Source organism: Fontimonas sp. FW305-C-3 (assembly GCF_058783185.1).
Map to the genome: position 1 here is coordinate 536,333 of NZ_JBYSYK010000004.1, position 16,285 is coordinate 552,617.

Here is a 16,285-nt window from a genome sequence, read left to right on the forward strand (position 1 = left end):
TCCCCGCAGGCGGGGAGAGGGAACTTCAGCTCTTCACCTCAAGGCATCAACACCACAGACCCCGTCGTCTTGCGCGCCTCCAGATCCCGATGCGCCTGCGCCGCCTCCGCCAACGGATAGCGATGATTGACCGCGATCTTCACGATCCCTTTCGCCACCACATCCATCACCGCCTGCGCCGACAGCTCCAGCTCGGCGCGCGTGCCGGTGTAGGCGAACAACGTCGGCCGCGTCAGGTAGATCGAACCCTTCTGCGACAGGATCAACGGTTCGATCGCCGGCACCGGTCCCGACGCATTGCCATAGGTAACGAGAAAGCCGCGCGGCCGCAGGCAGTCCATCGACGCCAGGAAAGTGTCCTTGCCGACGCCGTCGTAGACGACCTGCACGCCCTTGCCAGCGGTGATGTCCTTGACCCGCTTGACCCAGTCCTCGCTGCGATAGTCGATCGCGTGATCGGCGCCGAGCGCTTTCACCGTCGCGCATTTCTCCGCGCCGCCCGCGGTGCCGATCACTTTCGCGCCGAGATGCTTCAGCCACTGCACGGCGATCGAGCCGACGCCGCCGGCCGCAGCATGAAACAGCACCCAGTCGCCGGCCTTCACCTCGTAGGTGCGGCGGATCAGGTATTCGGCGGTCATGCCCTGCAGCATCATCGACGCGGCGGTGACATCGTTGATCGCGTCCGGAACCCGCACCGCCTTGTCGGCCGGCAGGTTGCGCCACTGCGCGTACGCGCCGAGCGGCCCGGTGCAGTAGGCGATGCGGTCGCCGATCTGGAGCGATGTCACCCCTTCGCCGAGCGCGCGGACCACGCCCGCGCCTTCCAGGCCGATCCCCGACGGCAGATTCACCGGATACAGGCCGCTGCGGTGATAGGTGTCGATGTAGTTCAGGCCGCAGGCCTTGTTCTCGATCGTGACCTCGCCGGGTGCCGGCGGCTTGAGCGGCACCGCCTGCCAGCGCAGCACCTCCGGGCCGCCGGCCTTGTCGAAGACAATCGCGTGGGTTTCGGACGGCAGATTCATGCGGATACTCCTGGCAAAGTCGAATACTATTCCGCGCATCATCCGCAACACGTCCGGAACCTGTCCATGTTCGTCATCGAAAAGACCGTCGAGATCAACGCGCCGGCCAGCATCGTCTGGGAAGTCATCAGCGATCTGAAGCGCTATCCGGAATGGAATCCGTTCTGCCTCAAGTGCGAATCGACGCTCCAGCCGGGCGATCCGATCGACATGACCGTCAAGCTGATGGCCAAGCCGCAGCAGCAGCGCGAGTGGATGCTGGAGTTCGACGAAGGCCGCCGTTTCGCGTACCAGATGAAGCCGGTGCCGGGCACGCTGTCGAGCTTCCGCTCGCACGACATCGAAGCGCTGACCCCGGTGCGTTCGCGCTACCGCTCGTACTTCTTCCTCAAGGGCTGGATGCGCCACATCGTGCTCGCTCTGTTCCGCTCCAAGCTTGAAGCCGGCTTCTCCGGCATGACCGACGCCGTCAAGGCGCGCGCGGAAAAGCTCTGGGCGCAGAGGCAGCCCAAGAAGTAAGCACATGAATGCCGCCGGCTACGCGCAGTCGCTGCTGGACGGGCTGCGTGCCACGCCGGCGCAGCCGCTGCACGCGCCTGACGAGCATCCGGCACTGAACTGGTCGCGCAGCGGCCTGATGGCGTTGACCGGCGAGGCCGATGGCCCGCCGCTGCTGTGTCCGGCGCCGCTCGGTCTCGCTGCCGACGGTGTGCTCGCGGCGCTCGCCTCGCTGGCTCCTCAACACGCACTTGATGGTCTGCGCGGCAGCGATCTGCTGACCGAGCGTGCGGCCTTGAGCGGTTTGCGGCGCAGCGGGGCGATTTCTCCAGGCGGAGCGTGCCGCATCCATGCAGCGAAGGACGGCGCGGTTGCGCTCAACCTTGCTCGCGACGACGATCGCGCGTTGCTGCCGGCCTTGTTCGAGGTCGATGCGGTCGCTGACGACGATGAGCTGGCCGCGCTGCTCGCAGGTGCGTCGATGCACGACAGCGTCGAGCGCGGTCGTCTGCTTGGCTTGCCGATCTGTCCGGTTGTGCCGCCTTCGTCGCGGTACACGCCGTGGTTCCAGTTGAGTGGCCCGGATCCGCTCGCCTCATCGATCGTCCCTCGTTCGTCGGCGCCGCTCGTCGTTGATCTCTCTTCACTGTGGGCCGGCCCGCTGTGCGGACACTTGCTGCAGCGCTGTGGCGCGCGGGTGATCAAGGTGGAGAGCACGACGCGACCGGACGGCGCGCGGCGCGGCGTTGCCGAGTTCTACGACCTGCTCAACGCCGGCAAGCGCAGCGTCGCGCTCGATCTGACTTCGGCGCAGGGCCGCGCGCAGCTGCTGGCGCTGATCCGGCGTGCCGACATCGTCGTCGAGGCGTCCCGTCCGCGAGCCTTGCAGCAGATGGGCGTTGACGCCGACGCGCTGCTGCGCGAGCGCAGCGGACTGACCTGGATCAGCCTCACCGGCTATGGCCGTGATGAGCCGCAGGCGAACTGGCTGGCCTACGGTGACGATGCTGGCGTCAACGCCGGCCTGAGCTGGTTGCTGGAGAAGACCAGCGGCCGTGCGTTGTTCGTTGGCGATGCGATTGCCGATCCGCTCACTGGCATTCACGCCGCGCTCGCGGCCTGGGCCAGCTGGCGGATGGGCGGCAGCCGGATGATGGCGCTCGCGCTCGTCGATGTGCTGCGCCACGTGATCGGTTACGAAGCGCCGCTCGATCTCGCCGGCTGGCGGGCACGCCACGCGGAATGGACGGCGCTCGCGCAAGCCGCAGGCGTACGCGCACCCGCTGCGCGCCTGCCGACGGCGAGCGCAGCGGTGCTCGGGGCGGACACGCAAGAGGTGCTGGCCGAATTGGGCATTGCATGCTGATTCGCGACGCGGAACTCGACGGCCGCATCCGCGCCGATGTCCGCATCCGCGACGGCCGCGTTGCCGAGATCGGTGCGGCGCTGTCGGCGGCACCTGACGAGGCGATCGTCGACGCACGCGGCGGCGCGCTGTTGCCGGGGCTGCACGACCACCACATTCATCTGCGTGCACTGGCGGCATCGCTCGCGTCAGTGCGCTGCGGGCCGCCGTACTGCAACGACGAAGCCTCGCTCGTCGCGACGCTGCGTGCCGCCCATGCGCGGCTTGTCCCGGGCACCTGGCTGCGCGGCATCGGCTATTACGAGTCGCTCGCCGGCGACATCGATCGCGACTGGCTCGACGCGGTCGTGCCGGACCGGCCGCTGCGCATCCAGCAGCGCAGCGGCCGGCTGTGGCTGCTGAATTCCGCGGCACTCGACGCAATCGCGCCGTCGCCGGACGCGCCGCTGGAGCGCAAGGCCGGGCGTTGGACCGGCCGGCTCTACGATGCCGACGACTGGCTGCGTGCGCGCACGCGGCAGGCGCCGCCGTCGCTGCACGACGCGAGCCGGCTGTTGGCCAGTTACGGCGTCACCGGCGTCACCGACACGACACATCACAACGACCGTGCGGCGTTGCAGGGCTTTGCCGACGCACAGGCCCGCGGTGAACTGCTGCAGACCGTTCGCGCGATGGGCGCGGCCTCGCTGGATGGCGACGACTCGCGCTGGCCGCGCGTGCAGCCCGGCGAGCACAAATTCCATCTGCACGAGCACGAACTGCCCGAGTTCGACACGCTGGTCGCCGCAATCCGCCGCAGTCATGAGCACAGTCGCGCGGTCGCTTTCCACTGCGTCACGCGCACCGACCTGACGTTCGCGCTGTCGGCGCTGCGCGAGGCTGGCCCGCAGCGCGGCGATCGCATCGAGCATGCGTCGATTGCGCCGCCGGAACTGGTCGCGGAGATTGCCGCGCTCAAGCTCATCGTCGTGACGCAGCCGAACTTCATCGCCGAACGCGGCGACGCCTATCTGCGCGATGTCGCCGCCGACGATCGGCCGTGGCTGTATCTCCTGCGCGGTTTCGTCGACGCCGGCGTGCCGCTGGCGCTGAGCACCGATGCGCCGTTCGGCGAGCCGGATCCCTGGGCGGCGATGCGCGCCGCGGTGGCGCGGCACACGCCCTCGGGCATGCCGGTGTCAGTGGAGGAATCCTTGCAGCCGGCAGAAGCGCTGCAGGGCTTTCTCGCGCCGCTGGCCGATCCGGCCGCGGCGCCACGCCGCGTTGCGGTCGGCGCGCCAGCCGACCTGTGTCTGCTGACGCACGGCACGCCGGCACGGCTCGATGAGCTGTCCGCCGAGCGCGTGCGCATGACGCTCGCGGCGGGACGCGTCGCCTACGCGGCGGCGCGGTAGCGGTAGCGTCCCAGCTTGCGCTTCAGCAGCTTCGCCGCAGTGGCCGATTTGACGTGCCACCAGCTGCGCAGGTTCTGCCAGGGCCATTGCGAAACCGGCACCAGCCGTTCGGCGAACCACTGACGCAGCGTCGCGGACGGCATGAACTCAGGTCCGACGACATTCCAGTCGACATTGCCGTAGCCGGTGAAGTGATTGGCCTTGTTCTCGGCGTGGATCACCATGATCCACAGGCGCCGCGGATCGTTCGCGATGACGTAGCGGCTGCGGTCGTTGGTCTTGATCCAGTGCGCATGCGCCTTCGAGAACACGACCTGCGGCTGCTCGTTGGCCTCGATCAGGCTGATGAACGGATTCGACAGGTGCTCGTTCTTGCCGATGCGCACCTGCGGCTTGATCTGCAGCGCGTAGCCCGCGGTGAAGTCGACGGCCTGGAATTTCTGGCCACTGAACTGGGCCTGCACCGCCGCGATGAAGTCGCGATGCAGCAGGTCGTCGTTGTCGACACGCGAGGTGATCACGTGCGTGCAGCCCTGCGCGTCCGCCTTGATGTGCTCGCGGATCGCGCTCAGGAAGGACGGCATGCCGTTGATGTACTCGATGCGGATGAACGCATGCGCACCGACCAGCGCCTGGATGCGCTCGCGGAAAACGTCCGCGGTGCTGATGTCCATGTAGATCAGCCACTGGAAGTTCTTCTGCGTCTGCGCAAGGACCGAGGCCAGGCAGTACTCGCGGAACAACTCGATGCGGTTGCTCATCCACTCGTCGCTGAGCACCGGCGGCGGGCGGCCGCGGTCTTGCGGCCAGGCCGCTTCGCTGAGATTGAAGCGGGTGATCAGGTAGTGCTTGAACGTGTGCATGAGTGCAGGGGATGAAGCCTTAGCGCGCCATGACCGGCATGCCGGTGAACCAGGGATGGCCCCACAGCAGCAGGCCGGTGACGAGCAGGCCGATCAGCGCGCCGATCGTCGTTTTCAGGCCGCCGACCGGCGCCGGCTTGACCCAGGCGCCGTCGCGGCGGTTGATGAAGATCACTTCCAGAACGGCCCAGGCCAGCAGGCCGCCGAACAGGATCACCGAGCGGGTTTCGCCATTGGACAGCAGATGCGCGACGGCCCACAGCTTGACGCCGGTCAGCTGCGGGTGGCGGATGAGGCGTTTGATGTCGGTCGGCATGCGCGCGCTGATGAACAGGATCACGGCGAAGGGCATCAGTGTCATCGTCGCGTGGCGCATGCCGGCCGGCGGCAGCCACAGCGCGGTCGGCAGGCTGGTTTTCCAGCCCCAGACGATCAGCACGAGCGCGGCGACCAGTGTCAATGAAAACAAGCCCTTGTAAGGGCCAAGGCCGATCTTGCCGACGACGCCGGCGCGCGCCTCGCGGCCGATCGATACGAAAAGATGGGTCGCAGCCCACAGAAACACGCCCAGGCTAAGCAAAATCATTTGATTCCCCTGATGATTTGACCGGCTCCAGCGCGCAGCATAACGGCTGCCGATGACCTGGGTTTTAATTTGTGAATGCCCATCACCTAAATGGAGTAGGACAGTCCGGGTCCGGACTAGCACCATGTCGCCATTCCGCCAAAGCTGGGGCATAGGGCCCTGTGCCGCGGCGCTCGTTTCGCAAGCCGAGGAGGGCTAGCCACAATGGGTACGATTGATCTCAAGCAGCTGCTGGAATCCCAGACCCTGGAACGCTGCCCGTTCCCGATTCCGGTCGGCTGGTTCTTCATCGACTATTCCGAGACGCTGAAGGCTGGCGAGATGCGCAATGTCTTCGTCTTCGACCAGGAGTGGGTGCTGTTCCGCACCGAGTCCGGCAAGCCGGGCATGACGGATCCCTACTGCCCGCACCTCGGCGCGCACATGGGCCACGGCGGCAAGGTTTGCGGCGAGCACCTGCGCTGCCCGTTCCACCACTGGGAGTACGACACCGCCGGCTGGTGCAAGAGCATTCCCTACGCCAAGCTGATGCCGCCGATCGCCAAGAAGCAGGCGATCCTGCGCGCGCTGCCGATGGTCGAGAAGTACGGAATGATGTGGGCCTGGTATCACCCGCAGTGCGAGCCGCCAAGCTTCGAGCTGCCGTACATCCCGGAGATCGAGGATGCGACCGGCTATGTCGGCACTCGCCGTGGTTCGTGGACCGCCGACACCTGCATCCAGGAGATCGCCGAGAACGGCCCTGACGTCGCGCACCTGAAGTTCCTGCACGGCTCGCCGATCATCCCGCCGGTCCAGACGACCTACGAAGGCCCGGTCATGAAGCTCGACATCGGTCAGGGCTACATCCAGGGTACGTCGTACGGCCCGGGCCTGAACGTCATGCGCTTCAACCAGCATGGCATCACCGCGACGATGATTTCGTATTCGGTGCCGATCGGCAAAGACAAGACGCAGATGAACATGTCGTTCCGCCACGTCGACCATCCGGCCGGTTCGCCGGAGCTGGCGGCGTCGAAGAAGGTCATCGATCACATGATCGGTGCGGCGGAAGGCGAAGAGAGCGCCGGCTTCGAGAGCGTCGACTTCATCGTCTGGAACAACAAGAAGTACCGCCCGAACCCGCTGCTGTGTGACGGCGACGGCCCGGTGCTGCAGTTCCGCAAGTGGTTCAAGCAGTTCTATCCGGGTCACGAAGACTCGAAGAAGATCTAAAAGAACAGGGCCGGCCGCCCGTCGTCATCGGACGACGGGCGAGCCTCCCGAACGGAGTCAAGGATGGCAGTGGTTCGCGTATGCGGCCGTGACGGCGCCTCGAAGGATCTGGAGGCAACGACCGGCAGCCAGCTGATGGATGCACTGCGCGATGCCGGTACCGGCATCGACGGCACCTGCGGCGGCATGATGTCCTGCGGTACCTGCCATGTGTATGTCGATCCGTCCTGGACCGACAAGTTGCCGCCGGTCAGCGAGGACGAACGCATGATGCTCGATGCGATCGCCGAGCTGGTCGAGGTCCGTCCCACGTCGCGACTCTCGTGCCAGATTCCGGTCAGCGACGCGATCGAAGGTTTGACGGTCGAGATTGCGCCGCCGGTGTGATGGCGATGCGATCCGGGAGCGAGGAATGACCGCATGAGCGTAAACCTGCAAGCTCTGGATCAGGATGTCGAAGGTCCTCTCAAGGTGGCCCGCGTCGGCCGCCCGCCGCGCGTCAACGCGCAGGCGATCATCGATGCCGCGATCGACATTGGTCTCGATGGCGTCACCCTCAAGCAAGTTGCCGACAAGCTCGGTGTCGCGGTGGCGACGCTGTATCGTCACGTCAGCAACCGCGATGAACTGGTGCGCCTCGCGGCGTTCCGCGTTGCCCTGCGTCGCCGCCTGCCGGAGCCGGAATCCGGTGTCAGCGTGCACTGGGCGGAAGTGGCGATCGGTTATGCCGAAAGCCTGTTCGATTCCTTCTCGCGCGAGCCTCAGCTGTTCTACGAGTTGATCAAGGGCCGCCTCGGTCCCGACGTCGAGGTCGATTTCCTCGAGCAGTTCATCGCGGCGCTGGCGCCGCATGGCTTCACTGCCAAGGACAGCATCCAGCTGCATCACGCCATCGCCATGCTCGCGATCGGCGCCGCCGCCGGCGCGATGGCCGTGGTCGCCGCCAGCGCCGACGGCAAACCGCTGCAGGCGAAGATGCGCCTGGCCTTCAACCAGCGCGACGAGAGTGAGCTGCCGCACCTGCGTGCCGCGCTCGACGATTACCTGCACATCAACCCCGATGGCTGGCGCCTCGCGCTGCGCGGGATGCTGACCGGCATTGCGGTGGAGCGTAAGGAAGTACTGCCGGCGGTGTTGAAGAATCTTTAAGGTCGGGACGGAATCAATTGACCTGTCATTCCTGCGAAAGCGGGAATCCAGGGAATACACCGCAGCGCTTTCCGCCCTGGATTCCCGCTTTCGCGGGAATGACGGAATAGAGTTGTAGAGCAGCCACTCAAACGAGGAGCCACTCATGACTGCAGCCCGCGTCGAGATCAACGCCCAGGTCTTCAATCCTTACTCGAAGGATTTCATCCGCAACCCCGATCCGGTCTGGCAGACCCTGATGCGCGATTACCCGATCGCCTGGCACAAGGATCTGCAGATGTGGCTGGTCAGCACGCATGCGCTGTGCGACCAGATCCTCAAGGACAATCGCTTCACGCCGAACTTCCGTGCCTGGGAGCTGGCACCGCCGCCCAAGCCCGAAGACCAGAAGAACGATTTCGACTTCGCGTTCGAGAAAGGCTTCTTCGCCGTCACCAACCTCGAACACCTGCGCCTGCGCAAGCTGACGCTGCCGGCGTTCTCGCGGCCGGTGATGAGCAAGATCGACGCCAAGATTCGCGATCTGGTTGCCGACTGCTTCGAGGCGATCGGCGACGCCGAAGAGTTCGATGCCTACGACGCGCTGGCGAGCAAGATTCCGGTGCGTTCCATCGCGCGCATGATCGGTGTGCCGACGAATACCGAGGACTTCTTCCACGACTTCGCGGTCAACGTCATCAAGTCGACCCGCATCAACCTCAGCGCCAAGGAGCGCGAGGCCTCGACCCAGGCGACGTTGCCGGGCTTCAAGTATTTCCGCGACGAGATCGCCAAGCGCCGCGCGCTGCCGGACCCCGGGGAGGACTTCCTCGGCCGTCTGGTCGGTGCCAGCGACAACGGCTCGTCGCTCGACGATTACGAGATCCTGTCGGTGGTCTTCGCGCTGATCACGGCGGGTTCCGACACGGCGACCGATCTGCACACCTTCGTGTTGCAGCAGCTGCTGAGCAACCCGGATCAGTACCGCTTGCTGCAGCAGCAGCCGGAGCTGATGGAGAACGCGATCATCGAGTGCCTGCGTTGCGGCTCGTTCGGCAAGATGCCGTTCTTCCGCTTCGCGACCGACGATATCGAGTTCGCCGGCCAGACGATCAAGAAGGGCCAGGCCATCGGCGTCAACATCCAGGCCGCCTGGCATGACCCGGTGAAATGGCCGGATCCGACCCGGCTCGACATCACGCGCAGGCTCGACGGCAATCTGGTGTTCGGCGCCGGCGCGCATTTCTGCATCGGCACCTATCTGGTGCGCGTGCAGGGCAGCCTGATGCTCAAGGAGTTCATGCAGCGGTTCCCGAACGCCACGCTTGCGGACGGCGACGGCCGCGTCGATTTCGAATGGACCCACCACAACGCCCGGCGCATCAACCGTCTGGTCATCCGCACTGGCGTCGAAGCCGCCCGCAAGGCGGCCTGAAGCCGGCTTCCCATCGCGCTTCAGCGGCGAGCCAGCCGCCGCGGCGTATTTCTTCCGTCACCATCCAAGCGAACAGCATGAAAAAGTGGATCTGCGTCATTTGCGGTTTCATCTACGACGAAGCCGCCGGCATGCCGGATCAGGGCATTGCGGCAGGGACGGCGTTTGCCGATCTGCCGGACGACTGGACCTGCCCGGAATGCGGGTCTCCGAAGGAATCCTTCGAGGTACACAACGACTGAAGGAACATTTCCGGCTAGTCGTTTTGGGTGAGGCGCCCGACCGGCCCGGGATTACCATGGGGTAATTGTCCGGGGAAGGGCGCCGCGAGCGCGCACGATGGTTCCGGTCATCGCCAATACGGGGTGAGACGGCACTGCGACGGCAACGGCGAGCAGAAATTGCGAGAACTACGAGGAGAGCAAGATGACGTTCAAAGTATTCATGGCTACAGCGGCACTGGTCGGCGGCATTGCCCTGCCGATGCAGGCAGCGGTCGCCAAGGTTTCCGCCGAGAAGGCCGCCGAGCTCGATGGCCCGAAGCTGACGTGCATGGGCGCCGAGCGCGCCGGCACTGCAACCGGCATTCCCGAGTATTCGGGCAAGTGGGTTGGCGAATGGCCCGGCATGACCAAGAAGTTCGGTTATGAACCCGGCCCGTACGCGGACGAAAAGCCGCTGTACACCGTCACCGCGCAGAACATGGCCGAGCATGCGGACAAGCTGACCGAAGGCCAGAAGGCCCTGCTCAAGCTGTATCCGAGCTCGTACAAGATGAACGTGTATCCGACGCATCGCGACTTCGGTTATCGCGACTGGGTCTGCGACACGGTCAAGAAGAATGCGGTGACCGCCGAAGTCGTCGACAACGGCCTGGGTACCACCGGCATCAGCGGCGCGATTCCGTATCCGTTCCCGCAGAGCGGCTCGGAAGCGATCTGGAACATCATCAATCCGCATCGCGCCCATACCGAAAAGGCGGTCTGCGATATTGCCGACGTCTATTCGAACGGCAGCATCGCCTGGGGCCGCAACAAGTTCATGACCCTCAACCCGGGCAATGATCCGAACAAGCGCGGCTCGTTCACCGAACCGAAAAACGCCTACTTCTACACCGGCTACCTGCTGCCGGAACGCGACAAGGGCTTCGTCGCGGTCGGCTACCAGCCGAACAACTTCAGCAAGGACGCCACGCAGTCCTGGCAGTACCAGCCGGGCATCCGCCGCGTCCGCCAGGCGCCGGAAGTCTGCTGTGACTACCCGGTGCCGCCGGCCGGTCTGCGCACGGTCGACGACGACTATGTCTTCAACGGCTCGCCGGAACGCTACACCTGGAAGCTGGTCGGCAAGAAGGAAATCCTGGTGCCTTACCACAACTTCAAGGTCAACGACCCGGCGCTCAAGTACAAGGATCTGATCAAGCCGAACACGATCAATCCCGACTACGTGCGCTATGAGCTGCACCGCGTCTGGATCGTCGAGGGTTATCTGAAGGACGGCATGCGCCACATCTACTCCAAGCGCCGCCTGTACGCCGACGAGGACACCTGGATGGCGCTGTGGGCCGACAACTACGACGCCCGCGGCGAGCTGTGGCGCGTGGCCTTCGTCAACTACTTCTACTCGCAGGAATCGGCCACCTTCCACCGCGGCGCTTCGATCTATCACGATCTGACCGCCAAGGCGTATGAAGCCGGTTATCTGGTCAACGAGCGCGGCGAAGACTGGTGGCGCATCAACACGCCGCTGACGCCGGCGATGTTCAGCCCGCAGGCCGCGGCCCGCGGCGGACATTAAAAAACTCTTCGAGTTGGAACAAACGGGGCGGCTTTGCCGCCCCGTACTTTTTAGGGGTGGGTCGCTGTGAAAAATGCATTCATTACCGGGGCGAATGTCGGTCAGGCCAACCTGCTGACCAAGGCTCTGCTGGAGCGTGGCTGGCGGGTGTTCGCCGGCGTGCTGCCGGGCGCGCCGACGGATCTGGTCAGCGGCGGCAAGCTGCTGGTCGTCGATCAGGATGTCTCGAATACCGAATCGGTCCGTAACAGCGCGCGCGTCGTCACCGAGGCGTTGAACGGCGAAGGTCTCGATCTGCTGATGAACGTCGCCGGCGTCGCCAATGTCGCGGTCGGCGTGCTGGAAGGTGTCGATCTACAGCAGGCCGAGCGTCTGTTCAACATCAACATGTTCGGCCAGCTGCGGGTGATCCAGAGCTTCCTGCCGCTACTGCGCAAGAACGCTCCGGGATCGCGCATCGCCAACTACAGTTCCGGTGCGATCATCGCCAATCCGATCGGCGCCGGCAGCTACAACATGACCAAGCACGCGATCCACGGCATGACGCTGACCCTGCGCCACGAACTGGCACCGCTCGGCATGCAGGTCACGTCGATCATTCCGGGTGGCGTGCTGACCGGCATGTCGGCCAACTCGCACAAGAACACCGAAGACAGCTGGAGCAAGCAGCCGGAGACGATGCGCAAGGTCTACGAGCCGCTGCGCAATGTCATGTGCAAGGTGCTGCCGGACATGCTCGAGAAAACCGGCAACACGCCGGAGCAGGCGCTCGCCGGTACCTTGGCCATCCTCGACAAGAAAAAGTGGGCGCCGATGGAGCTGCTCGGCAGCGACGTCAAACCGATGGGCGTGATGCGCCGCCTGCTGTCGGACGGCCAGCTGGAAACCGTGATCCGCAAGACCTTCAAGATTCCCGCCTACAAGCGATAGGACGATTCGATGAACGCTCAACTCAAGGAATTCAATCCGCTGCAGCCGCAGTTCGATCGCTGGTTGCTGAAGTCGCGCGAACTGGCGCTGACGAACGCCGAGCAGCGTGCCGACAAGATTCGCCGTCTGCTGGCCGCGATCCTCGCCGCACGCCCGGCGATCGTCGAAGCCGGGTACAAGGAACTGCGCGTCAACGAGACCGACATCGACGCGCAGCTGCTGATGCTCAAGGGCGAAGGCGATTTCATCGTCAAGAACCTCGCGAGCTGGATGGCGGATCAGCCGCTGCAGGGCACGCTGATGACGATCGGCAAGGAATGCTACGTGCGCTACGAGCCCAAGGGCATCGTGCTGCACCTGTCGACCTGGAACGCGCCGATCGCCGAAGCCTTCATCCTCGCCTACGGTGCGATCGCCGCAGGCTGCCCGTTCGTTCTCAAGCCGTCGGAGCTGGCGCCGCATTCGGCACAGGTCATCGCGGACATCGTCGCCAAGGTTTTCCAGGACGATGAGTTCGCGGTGTTCCAGGGCGCCGCCGAAGTGGCGACGGACCTGCTCAAGCTTCCGTTCAACCACATCTTCTACATCGGCGGCCACGGCGTCGGCCGTATCGTGCTGCGCGCGGCGGCCGAGCATTTCGCCTCCGTGACCCTGGAAATGGGCGGCAAGAATCCGGTCATCGTCGACGCCAGCGCCAACATCCCGGACGCCGGCCGCAAGATCGCCTGGGGCCGCGTCGCGAATGCCGGCCAGGTCTGCCTCGCGCCGGACTACGCGCTGGTCGACGAGCGCGTTGCCAAGCCGTTCATCGCGGAACTCGGCAAGGCGATGGTCGAGATGTACAACGCGGACGGCAAGGGTTACCAGAAGTCGGGCGATCTGCCGCGCATCGTCAATCGCCGCCACTTCGATCGCATCAAGCGCCTGCTCGACGATGCGGTCGCCAAGGGCGCGGTGGTCGAATCCGGCGGTCAGACCGATGCCGACGACCTGTTCATCGCGCCGACGATCCTGTCGAACGTCAGCGAAGACATGCTCATCATGAGCGAGGAAGTGTTCGGCCCGATCATCTGCATCGTGCCGTTCAAGAATCGCGAGGACGCGATCGCGACGATCCGCCGCCGCACCAAGCCGCTGGGCTCGTACATCTTCGCCAAGGACCGCGAGGCGATCGATTGGTATCTCGCGCGCACGACCTCCGGCAGCACGGTCGTCAACCACAACCTGATCCAGTCCGGCACCAACCCGCACCTGCCGTTCGGCGGCGTCAACGCCAGCGGCCAGGGCCGCCTGGGCGGACGCTTCACGTTCCTCGAATGCTCCAATGCGCGCGCGGTCGTCGAAGACCGTTATCCGGCCGGCGATCCGTACGTCAACTTCCCGCCGTACACGCCGGCGTACAAGAAGATGATCACGCAGTTCCTCGGCATGAAGTTCACGATGCCGGATGCGGTCGTCAACCTGTTCCACGGCATGGCCAAGGTCACCAGCGTCTTCAAGAAGAAGTAGCCCGCCGCTGGCGAGGACCGAAAGGCCACCGATCCGGTGGCCTTTTTTTGTGGCTGCCGCAAGCCGGCATGCCGCGTTCAGCTGGGGTTCGTCGAGCCGTCGCGACGATGCGGCATCGCAGCGAGGCTAGCGGTCCGTAGCGGCGACCCACATGACACCGGAGAGAACATGCGCACCCTGGCCACCCTCGGCGCCGCCTTGGCGCTCGCAGCACCCCTCGGCGCTTTTGCCGCCGGGCATCAGTCCCACCTCGACGCCTACTACATCCCGCGGAGCGATCTGAAGATTGAGCCGGATACCGTATTGCCGCTCGACTACGACGATAACGGCGACGGCTACGGCATCAAGGGCCAGTTCCAGGTCTCGCCGATGTTCTTCATTCACGGCGAATACCAGGCGATCGACTTCGACGAAGACGACGACACCGGAATTCTGAAGGACGATCTGAACACCTATCGCATCGGCGGCGGTTTCTTCGTGTCGGAATCGCAGCCGGTCTTCATCAAGGCCGAGTACATCGGCGTCGATCTCGGTGACGACGACGACGGCGACGATGAGATCGACGAGGACTACAACGGCTACGGCATCCACGCCGGCGCGCTGGGCCACATCGGCGATGCGCTGAGCCTCACCGCGAGCATCGGCTACATCAATCTCGACGGCACCTCGGGTTATGAGTATCTCGTCGGGGCCGGCTTCCAGTTCACCGACATGTTCGGCGTGTTTGCCGACTACCGCGGTACGCAGCTGGAACTCGACGATGGCGACGGCGACTTCGAGTTGGCGGACTTCAGGACCGGCGTGCGCCTGGTGTTCTGAGGAACCAGCGCTGCCGTCAACAAAAAGGCCACCGGAAAGGTGGCCTTTTTGCGTTGTTGAACCCGTTGCTTACTGCGTCTTCAACATGATGTTGACGAGCTTGCTCTTGAAGTTCGTGTACGGCGGGAACAGCAGCCGCGCCATCATGAAGCGGGTGCGGACCACCGCGCGCTCGTGCGAGAACGCGCGGAAGCCGTAGTGGCCATGCGCGCTGCCGATGCCGGAGTTGTTGACGCCGCCGAACGGCAGGTTGCCGTGCACATACTGGACGACACAGTGATTGATGCAGGTGCCGCCGGCGCTGGTGCGCTTGAGCGCCTTCTCGATGTTTGCTTCGTTCTTGCTCCAGATGTAGAGCGCGAGCGGCTTCTGTTCGGCGTTGATCGCATTGATCACCGCATCGAGATCGGTGTAGGCCATGACCGGCAGCAGCGGTCCGAAGATTTCTTCGCTCTGGATCTTGGCGTCGGCCGGGATGTTGTCGAGCAGCGTCGGCTGGATGAAGCACTCGTTCTCGTTGGCTTCGCCGCCGCAGAGGATGCGTGCGCCGCGGTCGCGGGCGTCGGTCAGCAGCGCGTTGATGCGCTTGGTGTGGCGCTGATTGACGACGCGCGCCAGATACGGTGAGCCCATCTGTTCCGCGGCGGTCTTGCCGTAGTTGGACTCGATGACGGCCACGCATTCCTTGACGAACGCATCCTTGACGCTGGCGTGGACGTAGACGTAGTCCGGCGCGATGCAGGTCTGGCCGTTGTTGGTGTACTTGCCCCACAGCAGGGTCTGCGCGGCGAGCTTGAGATCGGCGGTCTCGTCGATGATCGTCGGCGACTTGCCGCCGAGTTCGAGCGTGACGCTGGTCAGGTGCTTGGCGGCGGCGGCCATCACGACCTTGCCGACAGCCGGCGAGCCGGTGAAGAAGATGTGATCGAACGGCAGCGCGAGCAGCGCGGTGGAGACTTCGACGTCGCCTTCGAACAGCGCGACTTCATCGGCCGGGAAGATCTCCTTGATCATGCGCGCCATCAGCGCGGACAAGTGCGGCGTCATTTCCGACGGCTTGAGGATCGCGGTGTTGCCGGCGGCGATGCAGGACACCAGCGGCGAGAAGCACAGGTTGACGTTGTAGTTCCACGGCGAAACGATCAGGCAGCGGCCCTTCGGTTCGAACTGCACCCAGGACTTCAGGCCGATGGTCAGCGAGGTCGGCATCACGCCGGCCGGCTTCATCCACTTCTTCAGCTTGCGCATCGCGTGCTTGGCTTCGCCGATGACGGGCAGGATCTCGGCCAGATCGACTTCCGCCGGCGGCTTCTTGAAATCCTTGTACGCCGCTTCGTAGATCTGCTCGCGGTAGGCCATCACGACGTCGTGCAGCTTCTGGATCTTGGCGATGCGCTCTTTCGCCGTGGACGTACGCAGGCGCAGCGCGGTTTCGCGCTGCAGATCGAACACGCGCCGGATGTCGGCGGTGATGGAGTTGGCCGCAGGCGCCGCGCCGGGCAGATAAGAAACGGCGGTGTTCATGTTCAGCTCTCCTGAATATTCGGGCGGCGTGCCCTGTCTATCTGAGCTCCGGAGTATAGGCCGGGGGCGTTAAATGTGACACACCCGTCACGAATGCCTATGGGTAGGGCCTTTCCGCCCTCATCGCATTGGCAGAAGGGGCCGCCTGTGGTTTCATGCTGCCCAAACAAGAACTTATAAATTGCGATTGAGG

Annotated in this window: 16 protein-coding genes; 12 read left to right on the plus strand and 4 right to left on the minus strand. The window is 64.6% G+C overall.

From position 1 onward, the window contains the following. Nucleotides 1-38: 38 nt before the first annotated feature. Entirely contained in the window at nucleotides 39-1,028 is a 990-nt protein-coding gene (locus tag AC3WUF_RS17755; RefSeq protein ID WP_492428059.1) for a quinone oxidoreductase family protein, read from the minus strand. Between the two features lie 66 nt (nucleotides 1,029-1,094). Here AC3WUF_RS17755 and AC3WUF_RS17760 point away from each other — a divergent pair, with 66 nt between their 5' ends. From AC3WUF_RS17760 to AC3WUF_RS17770, 3 genes are read left to right on the plus strand one after another with little or no spacing between them, the layout of a single operon-like run. Beyond that, entirely contained in the window at nucleotides 1,095-1,547 is a 453-nt protein-coding gene (locus tag AC3WUF_RS17760; RefSeq protein ID WP_492428061.1) for an SRPBCC domain-containing protein, read from the plus strand. Between the two features lie 4 nt (nucleotides 1,548-1,551). After that, entirely contained in the window at nucleotides 1,552-2,892 is a 1,341-nt protein-coding gene (locus tag AC3WUF_RS17765; RefSeq protein WP_492428063.1) for a CoA transferase, read from the plus strand. Beyond that, nucleotides 2,886-4,286, plus strand: a complete 1,401-nt coding sequence (locus AC3WUF_RS17770) for an amidohydrolase family protein (protein WP_492428065.1) — start codon at nucleotides 2,886-2,888, stop codon at nucleotides 4,284-4,286. Before AC3WUF_RS17765 ends, AC3WUF_RS17770 begins: the two co-directional genes overlap by 7 nt. Here the strand turns inward: AC3WUF_RS17770 and AC3WUF_RS17775 are convergent. Both AC3WUF_RS17775 and AC3WUF_RS17780 read right to left on the minus strand, forming a co-directional pair. Beyond that, a complete protein-coding gene (locus AC3WUF_RS17775; RefSeq protein WP_492428067.1) occupies nucleotides 4,268-5,149 on the minus strand; it encodes a glycosyltransferase in 882 nt (293 codons plus the stop codon). The genes AC3WUF_RS17770 and AC3WUF_RS17775 overlap by 19 nt on opposite strands. A 19-nt stretch (nucleotides 5,150-5,168) precedes the next feature. Further along, nucleotides 5,169-5,735 carry an NnrU family protein gene (locus AC3WUF_RS17780; RefSeq protein WP_492428069.1) on the minus strand — a complete coding sequence of 189 codons (567 nt, stop codon included), beginning with the start codon at nucleotides 5,733-5,735 and terminating at the stop codon, nucleotides 5,169-5,171. 204 nt (nucleotides 5,736-5,939) lie between these two features. Here AC3WUF_RS17780 and AC3WUF_RS17785 point away from each other — a divergent pair, with 204 nt between their 5' ends. The 9 genes from AC3WUF_RS17785 (at nucleotide 5,940) to AC3WUF_RS17825 (ending at nucleotide 14,568) form a co-directional block, all read left to right on the plus strand. Beyond that, nucleotides 5,940-6,950, plus strand: coding sequence for an aromatic ring-hydroxylating oxygenase subunit alpha (locus AC3WUF_RS17785; RefSeq protein ID WP_492428071.1), 1,011 nt, complete (start codon nucleotides 5,940-5,942; stop codon nucleotides 6,948-6,950). Nucleotides 6,951-7,013: 63 nt separating this feature from the next. Next, nucleotides 7,014-7,337 (plus strand): 2Fe-2S iron-sulfur cluster-binding protein, encoded by a 324-nt coding sequence (locus AC3WUF_RS17790; protein ID WP_492428073.1) that lies wholly within the window; start codon nucleotides 7,014-7,016, stop codon nucleotides 7,335-7,337. A 33-nt stretch (nucleotides 7,338-7,370) separates the two neighbouring features. Beyond that, nucleotides 7,371-8,099, plus strand: coding sequence for a TetR/AcrR family transcriptional regulator (locus tag AC3WUF_RS17795; protein ID WP_492428075.1), 729 nt, complete (start codon nucleotides 7,371-7,373; stop codon nucleotides 8,097-8,099). A 145-nt stretch (nucleotides 8,100-8,244) separates the two neighbouring features. After that, complete coding sequence (locus AC3WUF_RS17800) at nucleotides 8,245-9,513, plus strand: cytochrome P450 (protein WP_492428077.1); 1,269 nt, start codon at nucleotides 8,245-8,247, stop codon at nucleotides 9,511-9,513. A 77-nt stretch (nucleotides 9,514-9,590) separates the two neighbouring features. Beyond that, nucleotides 9,591-9,755, plus strand: a complete 165-nt coding sequence (locus AC3WUF_RS17805; protein WP_492428079.1) for a rubredoxin — start codon at nucleotides 9,591-9,593, stop codon at nucleotides 9,753-9,755. Between the two features lie 184 nt (nucleotides 9,756-9,939). Beyond that, nucleotides 9,940-11,310: a DUF1329 domain-containing protein gene (locus tag AC3WUF_RS17810; protein WP_492428081.1), complete on the plus strand. Its 1,371-nt coding sequence runs from the start codon at nucleotides 9,940-9,942 to the stop codon at nucleotides 11,308-11,310. A gap of 66 nt (nucleotides 11,311-11,376) precedes the next feature. Continuing rightward, a complete protein-coding gene (locus tag AC3WUF_RS17815; RefSeq protein WP_492428083.1) occupies nucleotides 11,377-12,240 on the plus strand; it encodes an SDR family NAD(P)-dependent oxidoreductase in 864 nt (287 codons plus the stop codon). A 9-nt stretch (nucleotides 12,241-12,249) separates the two neighbouring features. Next, on the plus strand, nucleotides 12,250-13,749 hold the full coding sequence (locus AC3WUF_RS17820; RefSeq protein WP_492428085.1) for an aldehyde dehydrogenase family protein: 1,500 nt from the start codon (nucleotides 12,250-12,252) through the stop codon (nucleotides 13,747-13,749). Between the two features lie 168 nt (nucleotides 13,750-13,917). Next, nucleotides 13,918-14,568 (plus strand): outer membrane beta-barrel protein, encoded by a 651-nt coding sequence (locus AC3WUF_RS17825; protein WP_492428087.1) that lies wholly within the window; start codon nucleotides 13,918-13,920, stop codon nucleotides 14,566-14,568. A 69-nt stretch (nucleotides 14,569-14,637) separates the two neighbouring features. Here the strand turns inward: AC3WUF_RS17825 and AC3WUF_RS17830 are convergent, their stop codons facing one another. Beyond that, nucleotides 14,638-16,092, minus strand: a complete 1,455-nt coding sequence (locus tag AC3WUF_RS17830) for an aldehyde dehydrogenase family protein (protein WP_492428089.1) — start codon at nucleotides 16,090-16,092, stop codon at nucleotides 14,638-14,640. Nucleotides 16,093-16,285 lie beyond the last annotated feature (193 nt).